Source organism: Shewanella sp. 10N.286.54.B9 (assembly GCF_041468565.1).
Lineage (GTDB): Bacteria > Pseudomonadota > Gammaproteobacteria > Enterobacterales > Shewanellaceae > Shewanella.
Genome location: NZ_JBFRIY010000001.1, coordinates 48,151 through 71,294, shown reverse-complemented (window position 1 = coordinate 71,294; position 23,144 = coordinate 48,151). Strand labels below are relative to the sequence as shown.

The 23,144-nt window shown below is 43.2% G+C and carries 23 protein-coding genes and 1 other annotated feature; of the genes, 17 read left to right on the top strand and 6 right to left on the bottom strand.

The features are described from left to right. The first annotated feature begins 88 nt into the window (after positions 1-88). The 10 genes from rpsP to AB4135_RS00260 all read left to right on the top strand — a co-directional run bounded on the left by rpsP (position 89) and on the right by AB4135_RS00260 (position 9,645). Positions 89-340 (top strand): 30S ribosomal protein S16, encoded by a 252-nt coding sequence (gene rpsP, locus AB4135_RS00305; RefSeq protein ID WP_044556030.1) that lies wholly within the window; start codon positions 89-91, stop codon positions 338-340. A gap of 20 nt (positions 341-360) precedes the next feature. After that, a complete protein-coding gene (gene rimM / locus AB4135_RS00300; RefSeq protein ID WP_020913793.1) occupies positions 361-891 on the top strand; it encodes a ribosome maturation factor RimM in 531 nt (176 codons plus the stop codon). 15 nt (positions 892-906) lie between these two features. Next, entirely contained in the window at positions 907-1,653 is a 747-nt protein-coding gene (trmD, locus tag AB4135_RS00295; RefSeq protein WP_371989311.1) for a tRNA (guanosine(37)-N1)-methyltransferase TrmD, read from the top strand. A 36-nt stretch (positions 1,654-1,689) separates the two neighbouring features. Then, positions 1,690-2,043 carry a 50S ribosomal protein L19 gene (rplS, locus tag AB4135_RS00290; RefSeq protein ID WP_020913791.1) on the top strand — a complete coding sequence of 118 codons (354 nt, stop codon included), beginning with the start codon at positions 1,690-1,692 and terminating at the stop codon, positions 2,041-2,043. A gap of 348 nt (positions 2,044-2,391) precedes the next feature. After that, positions 2,392-3,483, top strand: a complete 1,092-nt coding sequence (locus AB4135_RS00285; protein WP_371989309.1) for a 3-deoxy-7-phosphoheptulonate synthase — start codon at positions 2,392-2,394, stop codon at positions 3,481-3,483. A gap of 14 nt (positions 3,484-3,497) precedes the next feature. Further along, entirely contained in the window at positions 3,498-4,637 is a 1,140-nt protein-coding gene (gene tyrA, locus AB4135_RS00280; RefSeq protein WP_371989307.1) for a bifunctional chorismate mutase/prephenate dehydrogenase, read from the top strand. Positions 4,638-4,997: 360 nt separating this feature from the next. Beyond that, the gene (gene hcp / locus AB4135_RS00275; RefSeq protein WP_371989305.1) at positions 4,998-6,662 is read left to right on the top strand and encodes a hydroxylamine reductase; all 1,665 of its coding nucleotides are present in this window, start codon (positions 4,998-5,000) and stop codon (positions 6,660-6,662) included. Positions 6,663-6,751: 89 nt separating this feature from the next. Continuing rightward, positions 6,752-7,849: an FAD-binding oxidoreductase gene (locus AB4135_RS00270; RefSeq protein ID WP_371989303.1), complete on the top strand. Its 1,098-nt coding sequence runs from the start codon at positions 6,752-6,754 to the stop codon at positions 7,847-7,849. 138 nt (positions 7,850-7,987) lie between these two features. Next, a complete protein-coding gene (locus AB4135_RS00265; RefSeq protein WP_371989301.1) occupies positions 7,988-8,326 on the top strand; it encodes a hypothetical protein in 339 nt (112 codons plus the stop codon). A 38-nt stretch (positions 8,327-8,364) separates the two neighbouring features. Beyond that, positions 8,365-9,645, top strand: a complete 1,281-nt coding sequence (locus AB4135_RS00260) for a cation:proton antiporter (protein ID WP_371989299.1) — start codon at positions 8,365-8,367, stop codon at positions 9,643-9,645. 52 nt (positions 9,646-9,697) lie between these two features. Here AB4135_RS00260 and pheA read toward each other — a convergent pair whose 3' ends face one another. Both pheA and hpf read right to left on the bottom strand, forming a co-directional pair. Continuing rightward, positions 9,698-11,674: a prephenate dehydratase gene (gene pheA / locus AB4135_RS00255; protein ID WP_371989297.1), complete on the bottom strand. Its 1,977-nt coding sequence runs from the start codon at positions 11,672-11,674 to the stop codon at positions 9,698-9,700. 33 nt (positions 11,675-11,707) lie between these two features. Continuing rightward, positions 11,708-11,826 (bottom strand) — a sequence feature (Phe leader region). Positions 11,827-11,945: 119 nt separating this feature from the next. Further along, positions 11,946-12,308, bottom strand: coding sequence for a ribosome hibernation-promoting factor, HPF/YfiA family (gene hpf, locus AB4135_RS00250; RefSeq protein WP_220738953.1), 363 nt, complete (start codon positions 12,306-12,308; stop codon positions 11,946-11,948). Positions 12,309-12,617: 309 nt separating this feature from the next. Here hpf and AB4135_RS00245 point away from each other — a divergent pair, with 309 nt between their 5' ends. Continuing rightward, on the top strand, positions 12,618-13,295 hold the full coding sequence (locus tag AB4135_RS00245) for a cytochrome b/b6 domain-containing protein (protein ID WP_371989295.1): 678 nt from the start codon (positions 12,618-12,620) through the stop codon (positions 13,293-13,295). Between the two features lie 81 nt (positions 13,296-13,376). Here the strand turns inward: AB4135_RS00245 and AB4135_RS00240 are convergent, their stop codons facing one another. Then, positions 13,377-13,826 (bottom strand): cytochrome c, encoded by a 450-nt coding sequence (locus tag AB4135_RS00240; RefSeq protein WP_371989386.1) that lies wholly within the window; start codon positions 13,824-13,826, stop codon positions 13,377-13,379. A 225-nt stretch (positions 13,827-14,051) separates the two neighbouring features. On the opposite strand from AB4135_RS00240, the gene trpR reads away from it, so the two are divergent. Then, entirely contained in the window at positions 14,052-14,327 is a 276-nt protein-coding gene (gene trpR / locus AB4135_RS00235) for a trp operon repressor (protein ID WP_371989293.1), read from the top strand. On the opposite strand, the gene AB4135_RS00230 is transcribed toward trpR, so the two are convergent. Continuing rightward, on the bottom strand, positions 14,328-14,702 hold the full coding sequence (locus AB4135_RS00230; RefSeq protein ID WP_371989291.1) for a hypothetical protein: 375 nt from the start codon (positions 14,700-14,702) through the stop codon (positions 14,328-14,330). 110 nt (positions 14,703-14,812) lie between these two features. Continuing rightward, positions 14,813-15,430: a peptidylprolyl isomerase gene (slyD, locus tag AB4135_RS00225; protein ID WP_371989289.1), complete on the bottom strand. Its 618-nt coding sequence runs from the start codon at positions 15,428-15,430 to the stop codon at positions 14,813-14,815. 713 nt (positions 15,431-16,143) lie between these two features. Here slyD and thrA point away from each other — a divergent pair. The 4 genes from thrA to AB4135_RS00205 all read left to right on the top strand — a co-directional run bounded on the left by thrA (position 16,144) and on the right by AB4135_RS00205 (position 21,442). Then, on the top strand, positions 16,144-18,609 hold the full coding sequence (thrA, locus tag AB4135_RS00220; protein WP_371989287.1) for a bifunctional aspartate kinase/homoserine dehydrogenase I: 2,466 nt from the start codon (positions 16,144-16,146) through the stop codon (positions 18,607-18,609). Then, positions 18,606-19,538 (top strand): homoserine kinase, encoded by a 933-nt coding sequence (thrB, locus tag AB4135_RS00215; RefSeq protein ID WP_371989285.1) that lies wholly within the window; start codon positions 18,606-18,608, stop codon positions 19,536-19,538. Before thrA ends, thrB begins: the two co-directional genes overlap by 4 nt. 70 nt (positions 19,539-19,608) lie before the next feature. Then, positions 19,609-20,895 carry a threonine synthase gene (gene thrC, locus AB4135_RS00210; protein WP_371989283.1) on the top strand — a complete coding sequence of 429 codons (1,287 nt, stop codon included), beginning with the start codon at positions 19,609-19,611 and terminating at the stop codon, positions 20,893-20,895. A 256-nt stretch (positions 20,896-21,151) separates the two neighbouring features. After that, on the top strand, positions 21,152-21,442 hold the full coding sequence (locus AB4135_RS00205; RefSeq protein WP_371989281.1) for a hypothetical protein: 291 nt from the start codon (positions 21,152-21,154) through the stop codon (positions 21,440-21,442). Between the two features lie 20 nt (positions 21,443-21,462). Here the strand turns inward: AB4135_RS00205 and nfo are convergent, their stop codons facing one another. After that, positions 21,463-22,317: a deoxyribonuclease IV gene (gene nfo, locus AB4135_RS00200; RefSeq protein ID WP_371989280.1), complete on the bottom strand. Its 855-nt coding sequence runs from the start codon at positions 22,315-22,317 to the stop codon at positions 21,463-21,465. Positions 22,318-22,540: 223 nt separating this feature from the next. On the opposite strand from nfo, the gene AB4135_RS00195 reads away from it, so the two are divergent. Next, positions 22,541-23,080, top strand: a complete 540-nt coding sequence (locus AB4135_RS00195) for a hemerythrin domain-containing protein (protein WP_371989278.1) — start codon at positions 22,541-22,543, stop codon at positions 23,078-23,080. The last annotated feature ends 64 nt before the right edge of the window (positions 23,081-23,144 follow it).

Below are 23,144 nucleotides of genomic sequence, written 5' to 3'. Positions count from 1 at the left end.
GCTTTCTATCTGGGGCTCTCCGCGAACACGGAGTTTCAGTTTTTATTTTTGCTTGATAAAAAGCAAATCATTAGAGGATACAAAACGCATGGTTACCATTCGTTTAGCTCGTGGCGGCGCAAAAAAGCGTCCATTTTATAACATCGTTGTTGCTGACAGCCGTAACGCCCGTGACGGTCGTTTCATCGAGCGCGTTGGCTTTTTTAACCCATTAGCTCGTGGCCAAGAAGAAGCATTACGCTTAGATCTTGACCGTGTTGAGCACTGGGTTTCTAACGGTGCTGCTACATCTGACCGTGTAGCAAAATTGATCAAAGACGCTCGTAAAGCAGCTGCTTAATAGCGTTAAGGTATAGATTGATGAGCAGTAAACAAGAACCCGTCGTACTTGGGAAATTAGGTTCAAGTCACGGCATTAAAGGTTGGTTGAAGATCACTACCTATACCGATTCTGTTGAAGGTATTTTTGATTATTCTCCTTGGTTGTTAAAAGAGCAAGGCGAATGGCGTGAGGTTAAAGTCCTCCAGTGGCGTATGCAAGGTAAAGCGGTAGTCGCTTGTCTTGAAGGCGTAGAAACACGGGATCAGGCTCAGGCTCTTACAAATTGTGAGATTGCCGTTACCCCTGAACAGATGGAAGTTTTACCAGAAGATGAATTCTACTGGCGAGATCTTATCGGATGTGAAGTGGTGAATACCAAAGGCTATAACATGGGTAAAGTTCAGGAGATCGTGGAAACAGGATCAAATGACGTACTCCTAGTTAAAGCTAACGCGAAAGATGGCTTTGGCAAAGCGGAACGAATGATCCCCTTTGTTACCGAACAGTTCATCCAAAAGGTGGATTTGACGGCAAAACAGATTTTAGTGGATTGGGATCCGGACTTTTAAGTCGAGGTAGAGCAGATGTGGTTAGGGGTAGTAACCCTGTTTCCGGAGATGTTTCGTGCCGTAACAGACTTTGGTGTAACGGGTCGTGCAGTTAGTAAAGGATTACTAGAGATGCAAACGTGGAATCCTCGTGATTTCACCCATGATAAACATAAGACAGTGGATGACCGCCCATACGGTGGTGGCCCTGGCATGTTAATGATGGTGCAACCTCTACGTGATGCCATCCATGCAGCGAAAGCTGCAGCTGGAAAAGAGGCAAAGGTGATCTACCTTTCTCCTCAAGGCCGTAAGCTGACACAGCAAGGCGTTGAAGAGTTAGCAAAATCATCCAGTTTGGTTTTAGTGTGTGGACGATACGAAGGTGTCGATGAGCGCATTATACAAACTGAAGTGGACGAAGAGTGGTCAATTGGAGATTACGTGCTTTCGGGCGGTGAACTTCCGGCGATGACTTTGATTGATTCAGTATCGAGACTTGTTCCTGGCGTGCTAGGAAAGAAAGCTTCGGCAGAGCAGGATTCCTTCTCTGACGGTTTACTGGATTGCCCCCACTATACGCGTCCTGAAAGTATGGATGGGCTGGATGTTCCAGCCGTGTTACTAAGTGGCAACCACGAACATATTAGACGCTGGCGTTTGCAACAAAGTCTCGGAAGAACTTTGTTAAGACGACCAGAATTACTTGAAAATCTAGCTCTGACTGGCGAACAAGAGCAGCTTTTAGCTGAATTTGTTGACGACATCAAACAAGATGCTTAGTCGAAGCGCAGTTATTACTAGTATGGAGTTTATTTAATGAATAACATCATCAAAATGCTCAACGAAGAGCAAATGAAAACCGACGTACCAGAATTTGGTGCCGGTGATACAGTAGTTGTAAAAGTACGTGTTGTAGAAGGCGGTAAAGAGCGTCTACAGGCGTTTGAAGGCGTTGTAATCGCTAAGCGTAACCGCGGCGTTCACTCTGCATTCACAGTACGTAAAATCTCTAATGGTGAAGGTGTTGAGCGTGCGTTCCAGACTCACAGCCCAATCATCTCTAGCATCGAAGTTAAGCGTCGCGGCCGTGTTCGTCGTGCTAAGCTTTACTACCTACGTGAACGTTCAGGTAAGTCTGCACGTATCCGTGAGAAGCTTTCAACTAAGTAATTACTTTTTAGTAATAATTAGTTTAGCTAAAAAAAGATGCAGTGTTCGCACGAGAAACCGCCTATATGGCGGTTTTTTGTTGGCTACGATTTATACTTCTGCCTCTTTCTCTTCTAAATACTCATAAGTAATGCGTGCTTTTGATGTTCAAACCTCACCGAAGAGTCAAACTAACAACAAAAATGCTCATTAATTGAATTTGCTGCTTGATCTTAGTATTGCTCGCTGGCATAGTGCTCTTAAAGTGTAATGGTGTAGCAGTACAGTGTTACAGTTTGGTTGGTTTAATCAGGCGTTAATTCAGATAATTTGCTTTGCAGCAGTAACAAATTTAATCAGGTGATAAGCATGCAACAAGATACAATAAACAACGTTCATATTAGTTCAGAAAAAGTATTAGTGACTCCAGAGGAGTTGAAGCTTGCGTTGCCATTATCTGCTCATGCTAGTCAATATGTAATTAATGCGCGTAAAACGGTATCGGATATCGTACATAAGCGCGACAATCGAGTGTTGGTGATCTCTGGGCCCTGTTCGATCCACGATATTGATGCTGCAAAAGAGTACGCTCTGAAACTTAAAAAACTCCACGACGAACTAGGTGATCAATTCTATGTGTTAATGCGAGTTTACTTTGAAAAGCCACGCACCACCGTAGGTTGGAAGGGGATGATCAACGATCCAGATATGGATGAGTCATTCGATGTTGATAAAGGCTTACGTAAAGCCCGTGAACTGATGATTTGGCTTGCTGAATTAGAACTACCGGTTGCCACTGAAGCGTTAGATCCTATAAGCCCACAGTACATGTCAGAGTTGATCACTTGGTCGGCTATCGGTGCACGTACAACGGAATCGCAAACTCACCGTGAAATGGCATCAGGGTTATCGATGCCGGTTGGCTTTAAAAATGGTACTGACGGTAAGCTAGGGGTAGCAATAAACGCGTTAGAATCTGCAGCAAGCAGCCACCGCTTTATGGGCATTAACCAAAAGGGTCAGGTCGCTCTGTTACAAACTGCGGGTAATCCTGATGGCCATGTGATTTTGCGTGGCGGTAAAGCACCAAACTACGACGCTGCGAGTGTCGCTGAATGTGAACAGCAATTACATGCCGCAAAACTGAATGCGCGTTTAGTTGTTGATTGTAGTCACGGTAACTCATCAAAAGACCATAATAAGCAGACGCCAGTGTGTGAAGATGTATTCAAGCAAATTGTTAATGGCAACCAGTCGATTATTGGTGTAATGCTTGAAAGCCACCTTAATGCAGGCAAGCAGAGTAGTGATTTACCGGTTAATGAGCTGGCTTACGGCGTGTCAGTGACTGATGCATGCATTGACTGGCAGACGACCGAAACATTATTGCGCAGTGGCGCGGCAGACTTAGCTTCTGTATTGCCTACAAGGTTTGATATGCTGAAAGTAGCAAACGGCTGATGGAAGAGAGAGTCATGAACGAGAAGACCACTGCAGAGCTTGAAAACCTAAGAGGCTTGATTGATGGCGTTGACCAGCAATTACTGCACTTACTCAGAAAACGTTTAGATTTAGTAGCGCAAGTAGGCGCCGTAAAGCACGGTGCTGGCCTTCCTATCTATGCGCCGCAACGCGAAGCGAATATGTTAGCTAAAAGGCGCGCAGAAGCACAAGCGATGGACGTTGCGCCGCAACTTATTGAAGATATTTTACGCCGTTTAATGCGCGAATCTTACCTTAATGAAAAGGATGTTGGCTTTAAGCAAGTCAAAGCTGACTTGGGGCATGTGGTTATTGTTGGTGGTGAAGGTAAGCTTGGCGGTTTATTTTCGCAGATGCTTACATTATCTGGCTATGAAGTTAAATCATTAGATAAAGACGATTGGGTCAATAGCCAAACAATTTTCGACGGCGCTGGTCTCGTTATTGTAACCGTGCCTATCAATATTACCTGTGAATTGATTGCCACTAAGCTGACTCAATTGCCGAGTAACTGTATTCTTGCAGACTTAACTTCAATTAAGAGTGCGCCTGTTGAAGCTATGTTAGCAGCCCATAGTGGTCCAGTTATGGGATTACACCCGATGTTTGGTCCTGATGTGGGTAGCCTTGCTAAGCAGGTTGTTGTGGTTTGTCATGGTCGTGGTGAGTCTGAATACCAGTGGCTTATCGAACAGGTTAAAATCTGGGGCGCACGCATTGTAGAAGCTGAGCCTGAAAAGCATGATAAAGCGATGCAGCTTGTGCAGGCAATGCGCCATTTCTCTTCATTTGTTTATGGGCTTAACCTATATAAAGAGGAAGCCGATATTGAGTCGCTGTTGCAATTTAGCTCGCCTATTTACCGTTTAGAATTGGCGATGGTTGGGCGTTTGTTTGCCCAGAGTCCAGAACTCTACGCTGACATCATCTTTGCTCAAGAGGAAAGCTTAGTTGCTATCAGTGATTACCTTGATAATTACTCACAGGCATTGCAGATCCTAAAGTCTGGCAATCGAGAGGCGTTTGTTACGCAGTTCGAAGAGGTTGCAAAGTGGTTTGGTGACTTTGCACCGCAGTTCCAACGTGAAAGTCGGGCGATGCTGCAATCAGTGAATGACATGAAAACAGGCTAACCAAGTTTGGTTTTATGAGAGATAAAAGGAGCTGCGGCTCCTTTTTGGTTTTTTAGCATTCTAAAACTGTCCACTTCGTCCCCTAAAAAATACACCAATTAAAAATCAATGACCAAATCGAACCAAGCTTCTTTACTTTAAAAATACTGGAATGAGAGTCGTTATTAGGTTGATTCTTATCCATGGCTGATATCAGTCAAATATCAGTCGATCTTTATAATTTAGCGTTCGCTTAAGGTGATCTCTTTCATAGTTTTAGTCTTTGTCTATAAAAAGTGCTTTTGCAATTTTTCAATCGGCGTAGACTTAGCTTTAAAGATGCAAATTATATACATGTATTAAGTATTAGGAGTAAGTGTCGTGTTTTGTATTCAATGTGAGCAAACAATTAGAACGCCTGCGGGCAATGGCTGTAGTTACACTCAAGGTATGTGTGGTAAGTCGTCTGATACATCAGATCTACAAGATCTTCTGATTTACATTCTTCAAGGTGTATCTGCATACGCGGTACGTGCACGTGAAGTTGGTGTTATCGATCACGAGATTGATACTTTTGTGCCAAAGGCATTCTTTGCGACGTTAACTAACGTTAACTTCGATGATGATCGTATTATTGAGTACACAGCGCAAGCAAACACTTTCCGTAGCCGTCTACAAACAGCTTACGAAGCAAAATGTTCAGAGCTAAATATTGAAGCTAAATTACCAACAGCAACAATGCAGTTGGTACTAGGCACAACTAAACCTGAGATGCTAACACAAGCACTTCAAGCTGCACCTAACCGTGGTAAAGATGAAGTCCATGAAGATATCATGGGTTTACGTTTACTTTGCTTGTACGGCCTTAAAGGCGCTGCAGCTTACATGGAGCACGCTCGCGTACTTGACCAAACCAACGATGAAGTTGCTGGTGAATTCCACGAAATCATGGCTTTCCTTGGTGAAGATTCAGTTGATGGCGACAAGCTATTTGAAACCGCAATGCAAATTGGTCAGTTAAACTATCGCGTAATGGCGATGTTGGATGAAGGCGAGACTCATGCATTTGGTCACCCAGAGCCAACTCAAGTGAATACCAAATCTGTAAAAGGTAAAGCGATTTTAGTGTCTGGTCACGACATGAAAGATCTAGAGCTTATCTTGCAACAAACTGAAGGTAAGGGCATCAACGTATTCACTCACGGTGAAATGTTACCAGCACTTGCTTACCCAGAATTGAAAAAATACCCACACCTTGTAGGTAACTACGGCAGTGCATGGCAGAACCAACAGAAAGAGTTTGCGACTTTCCCTGGCGCTGTAGTTATGACTTCTAACTGTATTATCGACCCTAATGTGGGCGATTATTCAGACCGAATCTTCACTCGTAGTATTGTTGGCTGGCCTGGTGTTAGTCACATTATCGGTGATGATTTCAGTGCTGTTATCGCTAAAGCTGAGGCTTTAGAAGGTTTTGCTTATGATGAGATCCCCCATCTAATCACTATAGGCTTTGCTCGTAACGCACTTATGGCTGCGGCACCAACCGTGATTGATAATGTGAAGAGTGGTGCTATTAAGCATTTCTTCTTGGTTGGTGGTTGTGACGGTGATAAAGAGGAGCGTGGCTACTTCACTGATATAGCTACTCAAGCGCCTGATGATTCACTGATCCTTACTTTAGGTTGTGGTAAGTACAAGTTCAACAAACTTGAGTTTGGTGATATCAACGGTATCCCACGTTTACTGGATATTGGTCAGTGTAACGATGCTTACTCAGCAATCCAACTTGCAATCGCACTTTCAGAAGCATTTGAATGTGACATCAATGAGCTTCCTTTGACCTTGGTACTGTCTTGGTTTGAGCAGAAAGCGATTGTGGTATTGCTTACGTTACTGTCTCTTGGCGTGAAGAACATTTTGACTGGCCCAACGGCGCCAGCGTTCCTAACGGCAAACTTAGCTAACGTGTTAGAAGAGAAGTTTGGACTGCGTACTACAACAACTGTAGAAGCGGATCTTAATCGCATTCTAAACGTGGCGTAACTGCCCGTTTAGGCGGTGATGAGTTAGTAAAAATGGCCACTCATATGTGGCCATTTTTATATCAGTAATATTGACTAGGTTAAAGTGATATGACTAATAGTACCAATAGGCAAACCAATGCCCCTTTTACCGCTGAGAAATGGCAGGCTGGCGAACATCAATTGGTTTGTGTTGAAAAGTGGCATGAAACGCACGATGTCATCAGTTTTCGCTTCCAAGGTGTCAAACCGGTAAAGTTTCACTTTAAACCAGGGCAGTTCCTCACGTTATTGTTAGAGATTAATGGTGAGAAAATCGGTCGCAGCTACACCATCAGCTCATCACCATCTCGGCCATTTTCGATTGTGCTTACAGTTAAGCAGATCGAAGGCGGTAAAGTCTCTAACTATCTTGCTAACAACCTAGATGTTGGTCATGTTGTTCGCGCGCTAGGGCCTGATGGTGCATTTAACCTGATCGATATCGAAGCTGAAAAATACCTGTTTTTGAGTGCTGGATGCGGGATCACGCCGATGTACTCGATGTCTAGATGGTTAGCTGATACTCAAATTAGCCCTGATATCGCTTTTCTACATAGTGCTAAGTCAACTAAAGATCTGATTTTCAAGCAATCGCTTGAGCAGATGGCTGATCGCAGTGAGCAGTTTAAACTTAACTATCTGTTAGAGACTCTAGATAATGAGCCATGCGCTTATGTCGATGCTGAAGCTGGACGGTTATCAGCTGACAATTTACAGCGCCTTGTTGCAGATTTTCAGAGTCGCACAGTATTTGTTTGTGGTCCTGAGCCTTATATGGTGGCAGTCAAAGCACTACTTGAATCATTAAACTTCAATATGGCGCAGTTTAATCAAGAAAGCTTTGGTTCCTTTAAAGGCGATCTTGGTGAGCTTGCAGCGGCAAAAGAGGTTGCTGTAAGTGATGAAAAGAACGGCTTTATGTTACAAATTGGCGACAGAACCCGGGCACTTTCTAGTGAGCAAACTGTGCTTGATGGTGTTGAGGCCGAAGGTCTACCTATTATTGCTGCATGCCGTTCAGGTGTCTGCGGTGCTTGCAAATGTAAGGTTGTAGAGGGTGAAACTGAATCAACCAGCCAAATGTCATTGACTGCAGATGAGATAGCACAAGGCTACGTATTGGCTTGCTCAACTAAGTTAAAGTCTAACGTCACGCTAGAACTTTAAGCGATGCTCAGTAAAGAATGTTAAGTAATTCCAAATAAATCAGTAGTGAAAGTTGCGAAACTCACAATGAGAAAGTAAGGTTAAAGGCAGGACGTGATGTAATTTACGCCTGCCTTTTCTTTTTTGGTGGAGTGGAATATGGTATCAACAACGCATACTGAAGCTTTACCTTTAGAAGACAAAAGCCTTGCTCATATGCTCTACGGGCTAATGGCCTGCTTCCCAATTGTGTTACTCCCCGCAGTATTAAGCTTATGTATTAACTTAAACCAACGCCCAAATACCCTAAGCTCTATGCTGGCATCCCATCTTAGATGGCAGCGGTGGTCAATTATCAGTATGTTGCTGGTTATGGCCGTCGGCTACTTAAGTAATCAACCTTGGCTAAGTACAACACTCTATGTTGCTGGTGCTGTGTGGTTTAGTGGCCGGATTTTTAAAGGCTGGTTGAGCCTAATCGAAGGTCGTTGTATTTAACCTTTCCATTGCCTAGCGTTAATTTATGAGTACTGCCTGTGACCAGTTATGAAATCCTTTGTCTGCTATCTGCGCTTTCTTTAGTTATTTCACTAATATCTTCCCGCTTACACCGATGGCAAGAAACCATTACCATCACTGCATTAGCCTTATTGTTGAGCCTACTCATCTTAGCGGCAGGAAAGATCTTTGGGGTATCGGTTTATTCAAGTTTGGTAACAGATCTCGAACAGCTAGATTTTAAAGCGCTGTTGCTTAACGGAATGCTGGGTTTTTTGCTGTTCGCTGGCGCGCTGCAAATAAAACTGCAGGTACTTAAAAAGCAGCGCTGGGAGATATTCATTCTAGCCTTTGTTGGCACGCTTATCTCGACGGCTGTTATTGGCGGTGTGCTTTATTGGGTTGCCAGTTTATTAGGTTTACCGCTGCAACTTAGCTACTGCTTGTTGTTTGGGGCACTTATATCACCAACCGATCCGATAGCAGTGCTGGCTATTATCAAGCAACTCGGTGCGCCTGAAGATATCGCCACTCAAGTTGAAGGCGAGTCATTGTTTAATGATGGTATAGGCTTAGTGATTTTTGTTGCAATCTCACAGGTTGCCTTTTCCACTGAGCCGTTGACGGTCACGGGTATTGCTGGTCTATTTTTACAAGAAGCGGTTGGCGGCGTCATTTATGGTGCTATTCTCGCCGCAGGCTTACATTTTATGTTGGGCTTCTCTGAAGACAAAACCCAGTATCTGTTGATGACTCTATTGCTGCCCACTGCTGGTTATGTGCTTGCAGATATGATTGGCGTTTCAGGGCCTTTAGCCATGGTCACGGCAGGGATTATTGCTGGTAATTTGAGTATTCCTAAATTGCTTAAAAAGAACGAGTGCGTAACGCTAGAGAGTTTTTGGGGGTTGATTGAATCTTTCTTTAACTCACTGCTGTTCTTGTTGTTAGGTCTATTATTGCTGCTTATTGATTTCGATGCTGAGCTTTGGTGGTTTATGTTGTTATCAGTCCCTATTGTGCTGCTAGGCCGTTCAGTGAGTGTTTACTTGCCATATTTGGCTTTTCGGCGAGTAAAACATTACAACTCTTTTGCTGAAAAAATTCTAGTTTGGGGGGGGCTGAGAGGTGGCTTAGCTTTAGCTATGGCGATGAGTTTACCTACAGGTGTGATGTTGGCATCTGGGGGAAGTATTGATTTGCGAGAGCTATTGATGGTGATGACCTACGCCGTGGTAGTATTTTCCATCTTGGTTCAAGGTACAACGATTCCTCGTCTTATTGATAAGAGTAATGCCGAAGATAAAGGCACGATGTAACACGATAACGGCCGTGAGCATAAGTGCTTACGGCCGTTAATATTAGCGGTTTTTAGCGGTATAAATTGTTGAGTAGATCGTTAAGTAGTGTTTGTTGCTCTTCGCTATTACCTGCCTGTTCAACGTTGGCGAGATTGACTATGATGCCATCGCCACCTAGTTGCCTAATTGCGGTGCTAAAGCCTGCTAGCTGCGCAGTTTCGACCGCGTAGCTAGGGTTGACCAGTACAGGTAGATGGCTAGCTGTTTTAAGCTGTACTAAGGCCGCTAAATCTAGTGACGGCTTGCCTGAGTTATTCAGGGTACTTACACCTGACTCACATAGCGCCAATTGCTGATTACCTTGACTCAATACCACTTCAGCAGCATCTAGCAAGTCATCGACACTGGCCATGGTATTGCGTTCAACGATGACAGGCAGTAACAATGACCCTAACTGAGTGAGTATTGCTTGGTTATACATTTGCGTGCCTGATAATATAATCGCATCAGCTAGCTGAGCTGCTACGGCTAAATCAGTTTCATGTTCAACCATTAAAATACATACGAGCCCAAACTGATCTAAGGTCTTTTTAAATTGAGAGAGTGATACAAGCAGTTCACTTTGCTGGCTTAAACCTTGGATCACTACCGCTTGGAATCCAGCTTCTTTTAGTGTTTTGGCACGTTGCTCGAACGCGGTAATTTCGAAAGGCAAATGCAGTTGAGCAACGGCGGCTAAATGGTTGTTACCTATGTTGAGCTGGCCACAAACTACCTCGGTTGCTTGGGTTTTATACTCTTTACTATAGCGTTTCTCCTTGGTCGATGCTGCGCTCGCTATAGTGCTTACCTTTGATGTGCTAGGTTCAATCATTAATTGGCTATTGGTCAGTTGTGTTGGATTAACCGTTTCACATGGGTAGCAGCCCAATACCTTTATAAAGCGTGTGGTTCTTTCTAGCTCTTTTAGAGCAGCTTGCATTGGTTCACTTGAAAGATTAGCGTCGATGTCTAGATAGAACATCTCTTCCCACGGAGTACCTGGTATTGGACGTGACTCTAGTTTGCTCATGTTTAGGTTTCTAGCCTTTAACACCAATAAAGCTTCGACCAAGGCGCCTGGCTTTTGTCCTGTGGCCATAATCAAGGTGCATTTTGCAGGTAACTGCTCAGGAACATCAACAGCTTTACGGGCGACAACGATAAAACGGCTTTGGTTGATTTTTTGATTGGCTAGGCCACTCTCGATAGCCTCAAGTTGATATAAAGCGCCGCCCTCACTGCTACCAATCGCAGCAACACTGTTATCTTGAGCATTACAAACCATATCCATTGCTTCAGCGCTACTAGAGCAATACTCTAGCTTTAAATCACCATGCTGACTCAGGTATCGGCTGCATTGACTAATGGGTTGTGGGTGAGCATAAACAGTCTTTACATCATTGATATTAGTGCCACTTTTCGCTAGCAGACAATGTCCTACTTCAATGGTAGTTTCGCCGACAATGGCTAAACTTGTGTGTTGCAGAACATCGTATACTTCGTTGATTGAACCTGAAGAGGTATTTTCTATTGGCAGAAAGCCATAATCTGCATGGCCAGATTCAACCGCTTGCACTATCTCATCAAAGCTTTGGCAACCTAAATCTTGCATTTCTACTTGGCGTCTGTCGCAGTATCGGCTTGCTGCTAGATAGGAGTATGAGCCTCTAGCTCCAAGATAAGCGACGCAATATTGTTGCTGTTGAGTTTGTGGGTTGGCGCGGCCATGTAAGTAGGCTTGCTGGTTCAGTACAGAGTCTTCAATAATGCTTTGATAAAGCGAGATAACATAATGCGCATCTAACCCTTGTTCGCGGCCTTGCTTAACGAGGCGAGCAAGCAGTTCTTTCTCACGGATCGTATCGCGTATAGGTCTAATATCCACTTCTTTACTGCGAGCAACATCTAAACTTAATTCTCGACGTTTAGCCAGCAGAGCTAAAAGATCATTGTCGAGAGACGTTATCTGTTCTCGAGTGTGGTTTAAAGGTTGTGGTTTGCTCATTAGTGCCTCTACATCTTATTTAGTGCGCTTAGAATCAAAAAAGCCTCCCGTGTGGGAGGCTTTGGAATTTTCACTTTCGTTTTCACACCGAAATTCCGCCTCCGAGGGTGGGGGGCATAAAAAAGAAAGTAAAAAACGCAGTTTGGATTTTGTTCATGGAATTAAACTAAAGCGGAGAAGGTTTACTGTCAATCAAAACTTGGGCTATTTGAAAACTTTGTAAGAAAAAGCGCACCAGAGGTGCGCTTTTGGACAAAAGTTAATAATGAAATCAAGCTGCGTATTCCTCCTCTATGTTGTCGTCAAAACCGTCATCAATGGCATCATCTTCTCTTTTAAGTGTTGCATGACGTTGGCTTTCTGGTTTGTGTGTTAGGCGATTTAGCTGTTTCTCCAGCTTTTGTCCCATTGCATTGATTGCTGCATATAGGTCTTCATGTTTCGCCTGGGCAAATAACTTGGCACTTGGGATGCCGACAGAAGCTTCAATCTTAAAACCTTGTTTCTCCTGTAGAATGATTACGTGTGGATTAATAAGCTGCACATCGTGTCGTGCTAATTTTGCTAATCTTGCTTCAATACGTTCGCGGATAGATTCAGTAACTTCGAAGTGCTTGCTAGTAATCTTTATCATATGTCGAACCTTTTGTTGTTTCCTTGAATTCAGACTAACAATCTCACTAACGAAAGTCGTGATCTAAATCACGTTTTACACTGTCTTTTAAATCGTTCGCTTTTTATTTGATCACTTAGACAAATATAGTCAATAACTGCCAAAATTTCCTTGAAAACCCCGAGAAACAGGTTCATATTTGAATGGATAAGGGCTCACTCAATTAGCCGTTTCACAAAAAATCTTAGCCTAAATAACCCCATAGCTCTTACCCTCAGCTCAATATATAATGCTCACAAAAGACCAATTAATTTTTGAGAATTATCATCGATGACGCAAAATACTGTCAAAGTTAAAGTATGGGACATTCCAACGCGGCTGTTTCATTGGGGAATGCTGTGCCTGCTTGGTGGTTTGTGGTGGACAGCAGAGTCTGGCGAGATGGAATGGCATCAGCTATTGGCTTACAGTTTAATGATCTTAATTGGCGTGAGGCTGCTGTGGGGTTTTGTTGGAAGTGACACGGCAAAGTTCAGTCAGTTTATTCACTCTCCTAGAAAAGTGCTTAGATACCTGCATAAAACAAAACAGCAGGGGATTTCTGCCTCTGTAGGGCACAATCCAGTGGGCGGTTATATGGTTATAGCCTTAATTGGTATTGTGTCAGTGCAACTTGTGACCGGCTTATTTGCGACTGATGAGATTTTTACTGAAGGACCCTTATACGCAACCGTGAGCAGTGATACTGCATCTTGGCTGACTTGGTTACATAAGAAGAACTTCGATCTACTCTTGATATTGGCAGCGATACATGTGCTCGCTGTTGGCGTACATATGATAAAAGGGGATAAGATCCTTGCCGCTATGTTCAGTGGATATAAGCAGTTACCAGAGTCGCAGGTCAAGCCATTATCATTCGCCCCATTGTTAAAAGCATTTGTGATTGCCTTGGTCATTGGCGCTCTGGTCTTGAATTACTTTATGTTACCTGTGATCGACATGCTCTAACAGTAATGCATATAACGGCGTTGCTATAAAAAAGCCAACCTTAAAATGGTTGGCTTTTTTAATGGCTAATCTTCACAGTGATTAGTCTTTCTTGTAAACGTCATGACAACCTTTACAGCTTTTACCTGTATTGATAAAGGCTTTTTTGATCTCTTTCTTGTCGCCTTTTTCTGCAGCTAAAGCTAGTACCGCAGCATTTTCTTGGAAAGTTTTCATTTTGGCATCAAAATCCGCTTTATCACTCCAGATCTTTGCAAGTGCTTCAGTTTCACCTTTATCTGAACCACTGACAAAACCTTCAAGTGGTAGCTTTGAAAGAGCGGCTACATTTGTTGCGCGCATGGCGAATACGCTGGCATCAAAGTCTTTCTTACCTTTGAGCATTGCGCCCATGTCACCAAAGTTATAGGCAATCATTCCAAAAGCGGATTGACGATAATGAATAGCATCGTCAGTTTCTTTAAAATTGTTGGCTTGTACACAGGTAGCTATAGTTGCTGTTGCTGCTAGCGCGATAAGGCTCATCTTCAATGATTTTTTCATGGTTACTCTCACGTTTTTATTATGTTATGCGACTTGTTGCACACATTGTACCTACTTTTGGCTAGCTGACTACAATCGTTTTTGAACAAAATTACGCTTAGTTACAATTGAGTGTGATACGGCGCATATATTTGTTGTATCAAAATGCGTGACTGGCAATCGAATCCTGATAAACTTAATGTAATGATGCACTAGTACACCATTGAGGCAGATATGCGCGCAGAGTGGGATTTAGTTTTAGATAAAGTTATGGCGCAAAATGATCATAGCGCGCTTGTTACGCTGTTTGAACTGTTGTTGACTGAAGAGGAGCGCAGTGCCGTTGCTGGGCGATTAAAGGTTTTTCAAACCTTACTGCATAAAGAGATGAGCCAGAGACAAATCGCTCAGGAGTACCAGATCAGTATTGCTACCATTACTCGCTGTTCTAATTACCTTAAACATATGTCAGAGGAGCAGCGTCAGCAGATAAAGCAGCTAACCTTGTAGTTAAATGTAGCTTGAATGAATAACTTTATGCTTACGATAACTGAGCCGTCGAAGAAATATGTACATACTATAGCTGCACAGACAAAGACCGACAACTGGGGCTATTTTGGCGTCTAACTTGCTTGATAAGAGTGCACCTAGAAAACACAGAGCAGGAATATGTTCATAAACCTGAGCGGGCAGCCAGCCTTTCTTACGACGCTTTTTTGAATCTGTGCGGCGGTTATTGGAACGAAGAGCGTAAACTCTGCTGCCTAATAGGAAGACAATAATTGCTAGTCCTTGCGCAAAGGGTTGCTCGATAATTAATAGTGAGAGGCTTCCGATAGCAATGTAGCAGTAGGGTAAAGCTTCATAAAATGGTTTCGATAGCATTGGCAATTCCTTTTGCGCAAAATGATGCTACAGAGTGTAGAGCATAAAAAAAACGCGTTTCATTTTTGTAATGAAACGCGCCTTAAATCAGTCTAAAGAACTAGATAGCTTTAGTGTCTGCAACCACAGCCACCGTTGCCATCACAACCTTCTTTAGCTTCTTTGGTTTCGTCGTCACTGCAACAACCGCCTTCGTGGTTGCGCTCGCCACCACCACAACATCCACCTTCATGGGAATGTTCGTGTCCGCCACAGCTAGAACCCGCTGCGTGAATGTGACCGTGAGCGATCTCTTCCTCTGTCGCAGCGCGTACTTCTAGCACTTCAACATTAAAGCTCAGTGTTTGACCAGCTAAAGGGTGGTTACCATCTACGATTACAACGTCATCTTTAACTTCTGTCACTTGAACTGGACGTTGGCCCATTTCTGTTTCTGCGATGAAACGCATGCCAGGTACGATATCTTCGATGTCACCAAAAGCTGATAATGGAACTTCTTGGCATAGACCATCATGGTATGCGCCATAGCCTTGCTCTGCATCTACAGTTACATCGAGTACGTCACCTTGCTCTTTACCTTCAAGAGCAGCCTCTAGGCCTGGGATCATATTTTCTGCACCGTGCAAATATAGCATCGGCTCGCCTTCAAAAGAGCTTTCTACAAGCTGGCCTTTTGCATCTGATAATCGGTAATGGATGCTTACTGCACATTTTTCGGTGATTTTCATATTGGCTCCAATCGGTAATTTGCGCGCATTCTAGCTTGGATTGTGTCAATTTGCGACAGATTGGATCGACTTATGCTACCTAAGCCACATCTTTATTAGGAATAGATTGGGCTTAATAAAAAGGGTTAGTCGCCTCTTATAGCTAAATATCATAAATAGTGCTTTTTAATTTTATCAGCAACTGCGCTAGATCTCCGCTTCAGCCCTAGAGGCTAAAATGTAAAAATGAGCCTATATTATAAAAGTTGACTGTAATCTCTATAGTGAGAATATTTTGAATTTTATCATTATTAAAAATGTATATAAATTGTTTATTAACAAAGCCTTATGTTTGCATCTGCTTTATGTTTACGTTAACGTAACATTTGTTGGGGCAAGAGAGTATTAACGACTGCTTATTCAAATTGTTATTTATAGCGCTTTATTGCTGTTTACTCGAGAAAATGGCTATTAATAACAATAATGAAAATTTAGGGGTTGACACTTCTTGGTTAAAAAGCAATTCTGTTAGCACACAAATTATTCCAATTGGATTAAACCTAATTTATATGTCTAGCCATCAGATAATGATCACCACGATTATTACAACCACCACGATTACCAACGTGGGGGCGGGCTAAGCACAACCTGATATAAGTTAAATATCAAGCCCGCTCCCCACAAAGGAGCGGGCTTTTTTGTTTCTTAACGTGGCGCGGTACAAGGAGTTTTCGATGAAAGTAATGAAATTTGGTGGAACCTCGCTTGCAAATTGGCAGCGATTTAGAACAGCAGCCGATATTGTAGTCCAGTCTGCAAAATCAGAAAGTACAGCGGTGGTATTATCTGCGCCAGCAACGGTTACCAATGGTTTAATTGAAATGGTAGACGTTGCAGTTAAAGGTGGCGACTATAAAGTCGTGTTGGCCAAAGTAGAGCAGGTTTTTATTGCTTTGTATGGTGAAGCTTCAAGCGCTTTAACTGATGAACAAAATCAACACTTAGCTAATAGACTGCAGCAGCAGATGAGTTTTTGGAGCGATAAGCTTGCCGGTATGAGCCTACTCAATGAGTGCCCTGAGAGTGTTGAGGCTGCAGTGTTAGTGGGCGGTGAAAAATTGTCTTCTGCATTAATGGTAGAAGTGATGAAGGCCGCTAATTACTCCTCTGCGATATTGGAACCAGAGTCTCTTCTAGTAGGACATGGTCCGCGGTTGGAATCGGTAGTTGATATTGAAGCAAGTAAACTGCGATTTGGCGCGCTAGATCTGAGTGTTGCTCATGTATGGGTTATGCCTGGTTTCACCGCTGGAGACAGCGACGGTAAGATAGTCACTTTAGGGCGTAATGGCTCAGATTATTCAGCTGCGGTACTATCAGCGTGTCTTGAAGCAAGCTGTTGTGAGATCTGGACCGACGTCGATGGTGTATACAATACTGACCCTCGTGTAGTTGCTGACGCCAAGCTTCTTTCACAAATGAGTTATCAAGAGGCGATGGAAGTCTCCTATTTTGGTGCAAAAGTTTTACACCCAAAAACAGTGGCGCCAATTGCTCAATACCACATTCCTTGCTACATCCGAAATACGTTAAACCCTGAAGCAGTTGGTACTCTAGTATCAAATGAGCCTGATGAAACCGGACTCAATGTAAAAGCTATCTCTAATCTTGATGATCAAACTATGTTTGATGTTTCAGGGCCCGGTATGAAAGGGATGGTAGGGATGGCGAGCCGTATATTAGGCGCAATATCTCGTTCTGGCGTGTCAGTTTCTTTGATTACACAAAGTTCATCTGAGTACAGTATCAGCTTCTGTGTTGCTACTGAAGATGCTGCTAAAGCGAAATATGCGTTAGAGCAGGAGTTCGACCTAGAACTTAAGAGTGAACTACTAGAGCCTATCGAGATGCGTCACGAATTGGCTATTGTCTCTCTAATTGGTGATGGTATGCGCACCCATAAAGGTGTTGCAGCCAAGTTCTTCCAAGCGTTGGCGCAAGCCACTGTCAATATTGTTGCTATTGCACAGGGGTCATCTGAGCGGTCTATTTCAGCAGTAGTCGAGCAGCGAAAAACTAAACATGCGATATCTGCCTGTCATCAATCTTTCTTCGATGTGCAGCACTATTTAGATGTATTCCTTGTTGGCTGCGGTAATGTTGGTGCCGGTTTACTTGAGCAGATTAAACAACAACGTCAGATGTTAAAAGAGCAGCATATTGCCGTACGCGTATGCGGTATCGCTAACTCTAAACAGATGCTATTGGATGCTCAAGGTATCGACTTGTCTAACTGGCAGGGATTGTTAGCTGAAACAGAGCAGGCTGCCAATATTGAAGAGATGCTGCTGTGGGCTAAAGAGCAACAATTACTTAATCCTGTACTTGTGGATTGTACCTCTAGTGAGTTCGTCTCTGATCAATACCTTGCGATAATGAATGCTGGGCTTCATGTAGTTACGCCGAATAAGAAGGCTAATACTCGTGACATGGATTATTATCGTGCGCTGCGTCAAACTGCGTTAAAGCAGCGCCGTCAATTCCTATATGAAACAACTGTTGGTGCGGGACTACCAGTTATCGACAACCTTAAAAAGTTGTTATTTGCCGGTGATAAACTGCTGCGCTTTAATGGCATATTATCGGGTAGCTTATCATATATATTTGGTATGTTAGATGAGGGGATGACGCTATCCCAGGCCACAAGTATTGCCAGAGATAAGTGCTTTACAGAGCCTGATCCGCGTGATGATTTAAGTGGTATGGATGTTGCGCGAAAAGTACTGATTTTGGCTCGCGAAGTAGGCATGGAGCTTGAGTTGTCAGACATACATGTGGAATCCGTTTTACCTGAGTCATTTGATGCAGCGGGTGATGTTGACACCTTTATGGCGAATTTACCTGCTGTTGATGCTGCTATCGCACAACGCATCGAGACCGCTAAAGCCGAAGGGAAAGTGTTGCGTTATGTCGGACAGATTGATGATGAAGGTTGTAAGGTGAAAATAGCGGAGGTGGATGCGAGTGACCCTCTTTATAGTGTCAAAGGTGGCGAGAATGCCTTGGCATTTTATAGCCGTTATTACCAACCAATCCCATTTGTATTAAGAGGCTATGGTGCCGGTACTGATGTCACAGCTGCAGGTGCTTTTGCAGATATTTTAAGAACATTGAACTGGACGCGTGAGGTGGGTGTATGAGCGTAACAATCTATGCTCCAGCTTCAATGGGCAATGTTGGGGTGGGTTTTGACTTACTTGGCGGCGCGTTAGCACCTGTTGATGGCAGCTTACTCGGTGATAAGGTCACCGTAGAGAGCGCTGATCAAGGGCTTGAGCTGGTGGTTGTTGGTCATTGGGCTAACAAGCTTCCGGCCAATCAAAATGACAATATTGTTTATCAATGCGCAGTGTTCTTTCTTGAACACTTGGGCAAACATGTTGGGCTTAAGCTGACACTTGAGAAGAATTTACCTGTTGGTAGTGGCCTAGGTTCTAGTGCGAGTTCAGTTGTTGCAGCATTGATGGCATTAAATGAATATTTTGAGCAACCCTTTTCCGAGCAGCAAGTGCTCAAACTAATGGGCGACTTTGAAGGTAAAATTAGTGGCTCAGTGCATTACGACAATGTGGCACCTTGTTTCCTTGGTGGTATGCAGTTAATGCTAGATACCCCACAAGCCATTTGCGAACCTATACCGACTTTTAAACAGTGGTATTGGGTGGTTGCATATCCGGGCATTTCGCTATCAACAGCACGTATGCGTGACTTGATGCCTGAGCATTATTCAAAGCAAACAGCTATCGATTTTGGTCGTTATTTAAGTGCGTTTGTACATGCTTGTTATAAGCAAGATGACAAGCTTGCCATTGCGGTACTAAAAGATGTTCTTGCAGAGCCATACCGCGCCGCAGAGATCCCGCAATATCAGCAAGCCAAATTGGCGCTTAATGAGTTAGGCATGTTAACCACGGGGATCTCCGGCAGCGGCCCGACTCTGTTTACCATTACTGATGATGTGGAAACTGCGCAAGCTGCCAAGCAGTGGTTAGATGAACACTATATAGATCCACAGTTGGGTTTTTCTCATATTTGTAAAATTGATGATTTAGGGGCGCGTTGCGTCTAAATAGATTTTTACGCTTTTGCCTAGTGAAGTGCAATTAGCGAATAGATATAAAGAATTAAAGGAAATAGTCATGGAATTGTACAACCTAAAGCATCCCTCACAAGTCGTGAGCTTTACAGAAGCTGTCAAACTTGGGCTTGGAAAAGATCGTGGGCTTTTCTTTCCAAAAAGTATCCCTAGCTTAGAAGATATTGATAGCATACTTGCCTTGCCGTTCGTTGAACGTAGTAAAAAAGTCATTGGAGCTTGGCTTGCATCAGAACTGGGGCAAGAGACGGTTGATCGACTGGTTGAGAGAGCATTTAATTTTGAACTGCCATTGGTGCAAGCAGACAAAAATCTTTATAGCTTGGAGCTTTTTCATGGTCCTACGTTAGCCTTTAAAGATTTTGGTGCCCGTTTTATGGCGCAGTGTTTAAATGAGTTAGCGAAAGATGAAAAGATAAACATTCTAACCGCGACTTCAGGCGATACTGGGGCAGCGGTTGCCGATGCATTTTACGGCCTTGATAATATCAATGTTGTCGTTTTGTACCCCAAAGGCAAGATCAGTCTGTTGCAGGAGAAGATGTTCACTACATTAGGTGGAAATATTCATACTGTTGCAGTAAGCGCTGATTTTGATGCATGCCAGACCTTAGTTAAGCAATCTTTTGAAGACAGCGATATCCGTGATGGCTTGCACCTTAACTCTGCCAACTCAATTAACATTAGTCGTTTACTGGCACAGATTTGTTATTATTTTGAGGCTGTTGCGCAGTACAAGCAAAGTAACAGTGACGATCCGATTATTGCAGTGCCAAGTGGTAACTTTGGTAATCTAACTGCTGGTTTGTTTGCTAAAGCGATGGGATTACCTGTTAAGCGCTTTGTGGCTGCGACGAATAGTAATGATACCGTGCCACGTTACCTTGATAGTGGTGAGTGGTCGCCGCAGTTAACAGTGGCAACCATGTCAAATGCTATGGATGTGGCAGAACCAAGTAACTGGCCAAGAGTTGAAGCAATTGTTGAGTCGATGAACTGGTCTTTGGCCGATATCAAAGGCGTGGGAGTCTCTGAAGCTGATACCAGTGATTCAGTTAAAGCGCTACATCATGTGGGATACCTATCTGAACCCCACGCTGCAATTGCAGCGTTTGCATTGAATCAAACAATGTCTGCAGATGAAAAAGGTATCTTCCTTGGCACTGCGCACCCTGCTAAATTTAACGAAGTGGTTGAACAAGTGTTAGAGATTGAACTCCCTCTTCCTACAGCACTTGAAAATGTTGTTTCTAAGACTATTTTGTCGGCAGAACTTGCAGCAGACTTTGAGGTTCTGAAGGCTCACTTGTTTGATGTGTTAGATAAATAATTTTATTGACAGACATTGATGGAATGAAAGGAGAAGCTGTTATGGCTTCTTTTTTTTTGTGGTTGATATGTGTGCTGTCTGTATTTTAATCCGGTTTCCTGTGGGGGGATTGTTATGGGTGATCTGAAAAGGTTTTCACCCGCTCACAACTGAATCTAAATGTATCGTCTAAATCTTCCTTAGTGTTATTTTCACCATTTTTTTTGCTGTCTATATTCTATATTATGCGCGCAGTTTTCCTTGTGGGTGCATATCGGTGTTACGTTTCTTTGCCAGTATATTATTAGTTACTCTATTAAGTGGTTGTGCGAGCGAAGAGTTTGAGCTTTACCATAGAATAAACGAAGCATACGACTTTGAAGTGACTCACTGTGATAGCTTTGCCATGGTTACAGGTCTTGGGCGTGGTGAAAATGCGCTGGCCGATGCAAAGCTCAGCGCCATTAAGCAGGGTGAAGAGATCCAAGGCACGCATATAGTATGGTTGCAAATAGACCAAGGTGAACCCACTAGGGTGGTTGCAGTGATCTATAAGTGTTTACTTTAGTTTCGCTCCTTTCTGCTTAGCTATTGTGGCACTAAGCTACGTAGCCAGTTAATTTCAGCTGGCCAAAGATCGGCGTCTATTGTTTCTAAAATCAGTGGGATCCCTCTTACAGCTTCAAGCGTCATTAACGTTGAAAAAGCCTCAGCACCTATTTCCCCTTTGCCTAGTGATTGATGGCGATCCACTCTGCTATTAAGCTTGGTCTTGCTGTCGTTTAGATGCATTGCCTTCAAATAATGGTTACCGACAACTTCATCAAACAGGTTAAAGGCTGACAAACAGCTCTCTTGGGTGCGAATGTCATAGCCCGCCGCAAACATATGACACGTATCAATACAGATACCAACACGTGATTTGTCTTCAACGCCATCAATTATCTGCGCCAGCTGCTCGAAGCTATGGCCAAGGTTAGAGCCTTGACCTGCGGTATTTTCGATGACCGCAGTGACTTTGGTTGACTGCGACAGTGCAAAGTTTATCGATTCACTAATGCGCGATAAGCACTTGTCTGTATCTATCTGCCTTAGATGACTGCCAGGGTGAAAGTTAAGCAGTGTTAAGCCTATTTGTTCGCACCTTGCTATCTCGTCATAGAAGGCCTCTCTCGACTTTGTAAGTAGCTCATCATTGGGGTGGCCTAGATTAATGAGATAGCTGTCATGGGGGAGAATGGCATCCATTGAGATATTAGCTTCTGCACAGTTTTGTTGAAACAATGCTATTTGTTCTTCATCTAGAGGTTTACTTACCCATCTACGCTGATTCTTGGTAAACAATGCGAAAGCATTCGCTCCTATCGCTACGGCATTTTTGGGGGCGTTGGCAATGCCACCTGCTGCACTGACATGTGCGCCGATGAGATGACTTGTTAACATTGTCATGATTCCTGTTATTTTCCATTCCTAACAAATTTTGAGTTGGAATAATTCTGTAACGGCTCGATATTTACAGATGCTTATAAGTAAGTGATTGTATCACCATCTTATTTTGTTGATCTCTATCACGAACAGGCTATTTATCATTTTGTTATAGTTGGGTGTTATTCGTACGGTTTACTAATATTGTATCTAGTGGGGCTTAATTCGGGTGGAGAAAACTATGCTAGCCAGACTCATGCACGATCACAAGCATATTGGTATTTTGCTTAAGATTTTAAAGGCCAAACACATTAAGCTAGCGGCCGGTGAAGGGATTAATTACAACTTAGTTCGAGATATTGTTGAATATATGCAGAGCTACGCTGAACACAGCCACCATCCACTGGAGGAAGTGATCTCTGAGTTCTATTGGAACAAGTTGGGTAGGGCGCATATTAACGAAACGCTCACCTCGGAACATAAGAAACTTGTTGATGCATCAGCCTCATTAATGGCCACTTTGAACCTTATATTAAGCGATGTGGTGGTGTCTAAAGAGCAACTCGTCGGTGACTTAGCAAGCTATGTCGCGTTGCAACAGTCGCACATGGACTTTGAGGAGTCGACAGTCTTCCCCAAATGGGCGAACGTGATAACTGAATCTGATTGGCAAACGGTTGTGCAGATGTGCGATGCAAGGCTTATAGATGATCCGTTATTCAGTGAAAGCGATAACGTGCTATTTGAAGAGTTGAAAGAGTATATAGAAGCTGATGAGTAGCAGCGTTATTTGTAGAGTTGGCATTAAAAACAAAAAAGAGCGAATCAACGCTCTTTTTTTGGTT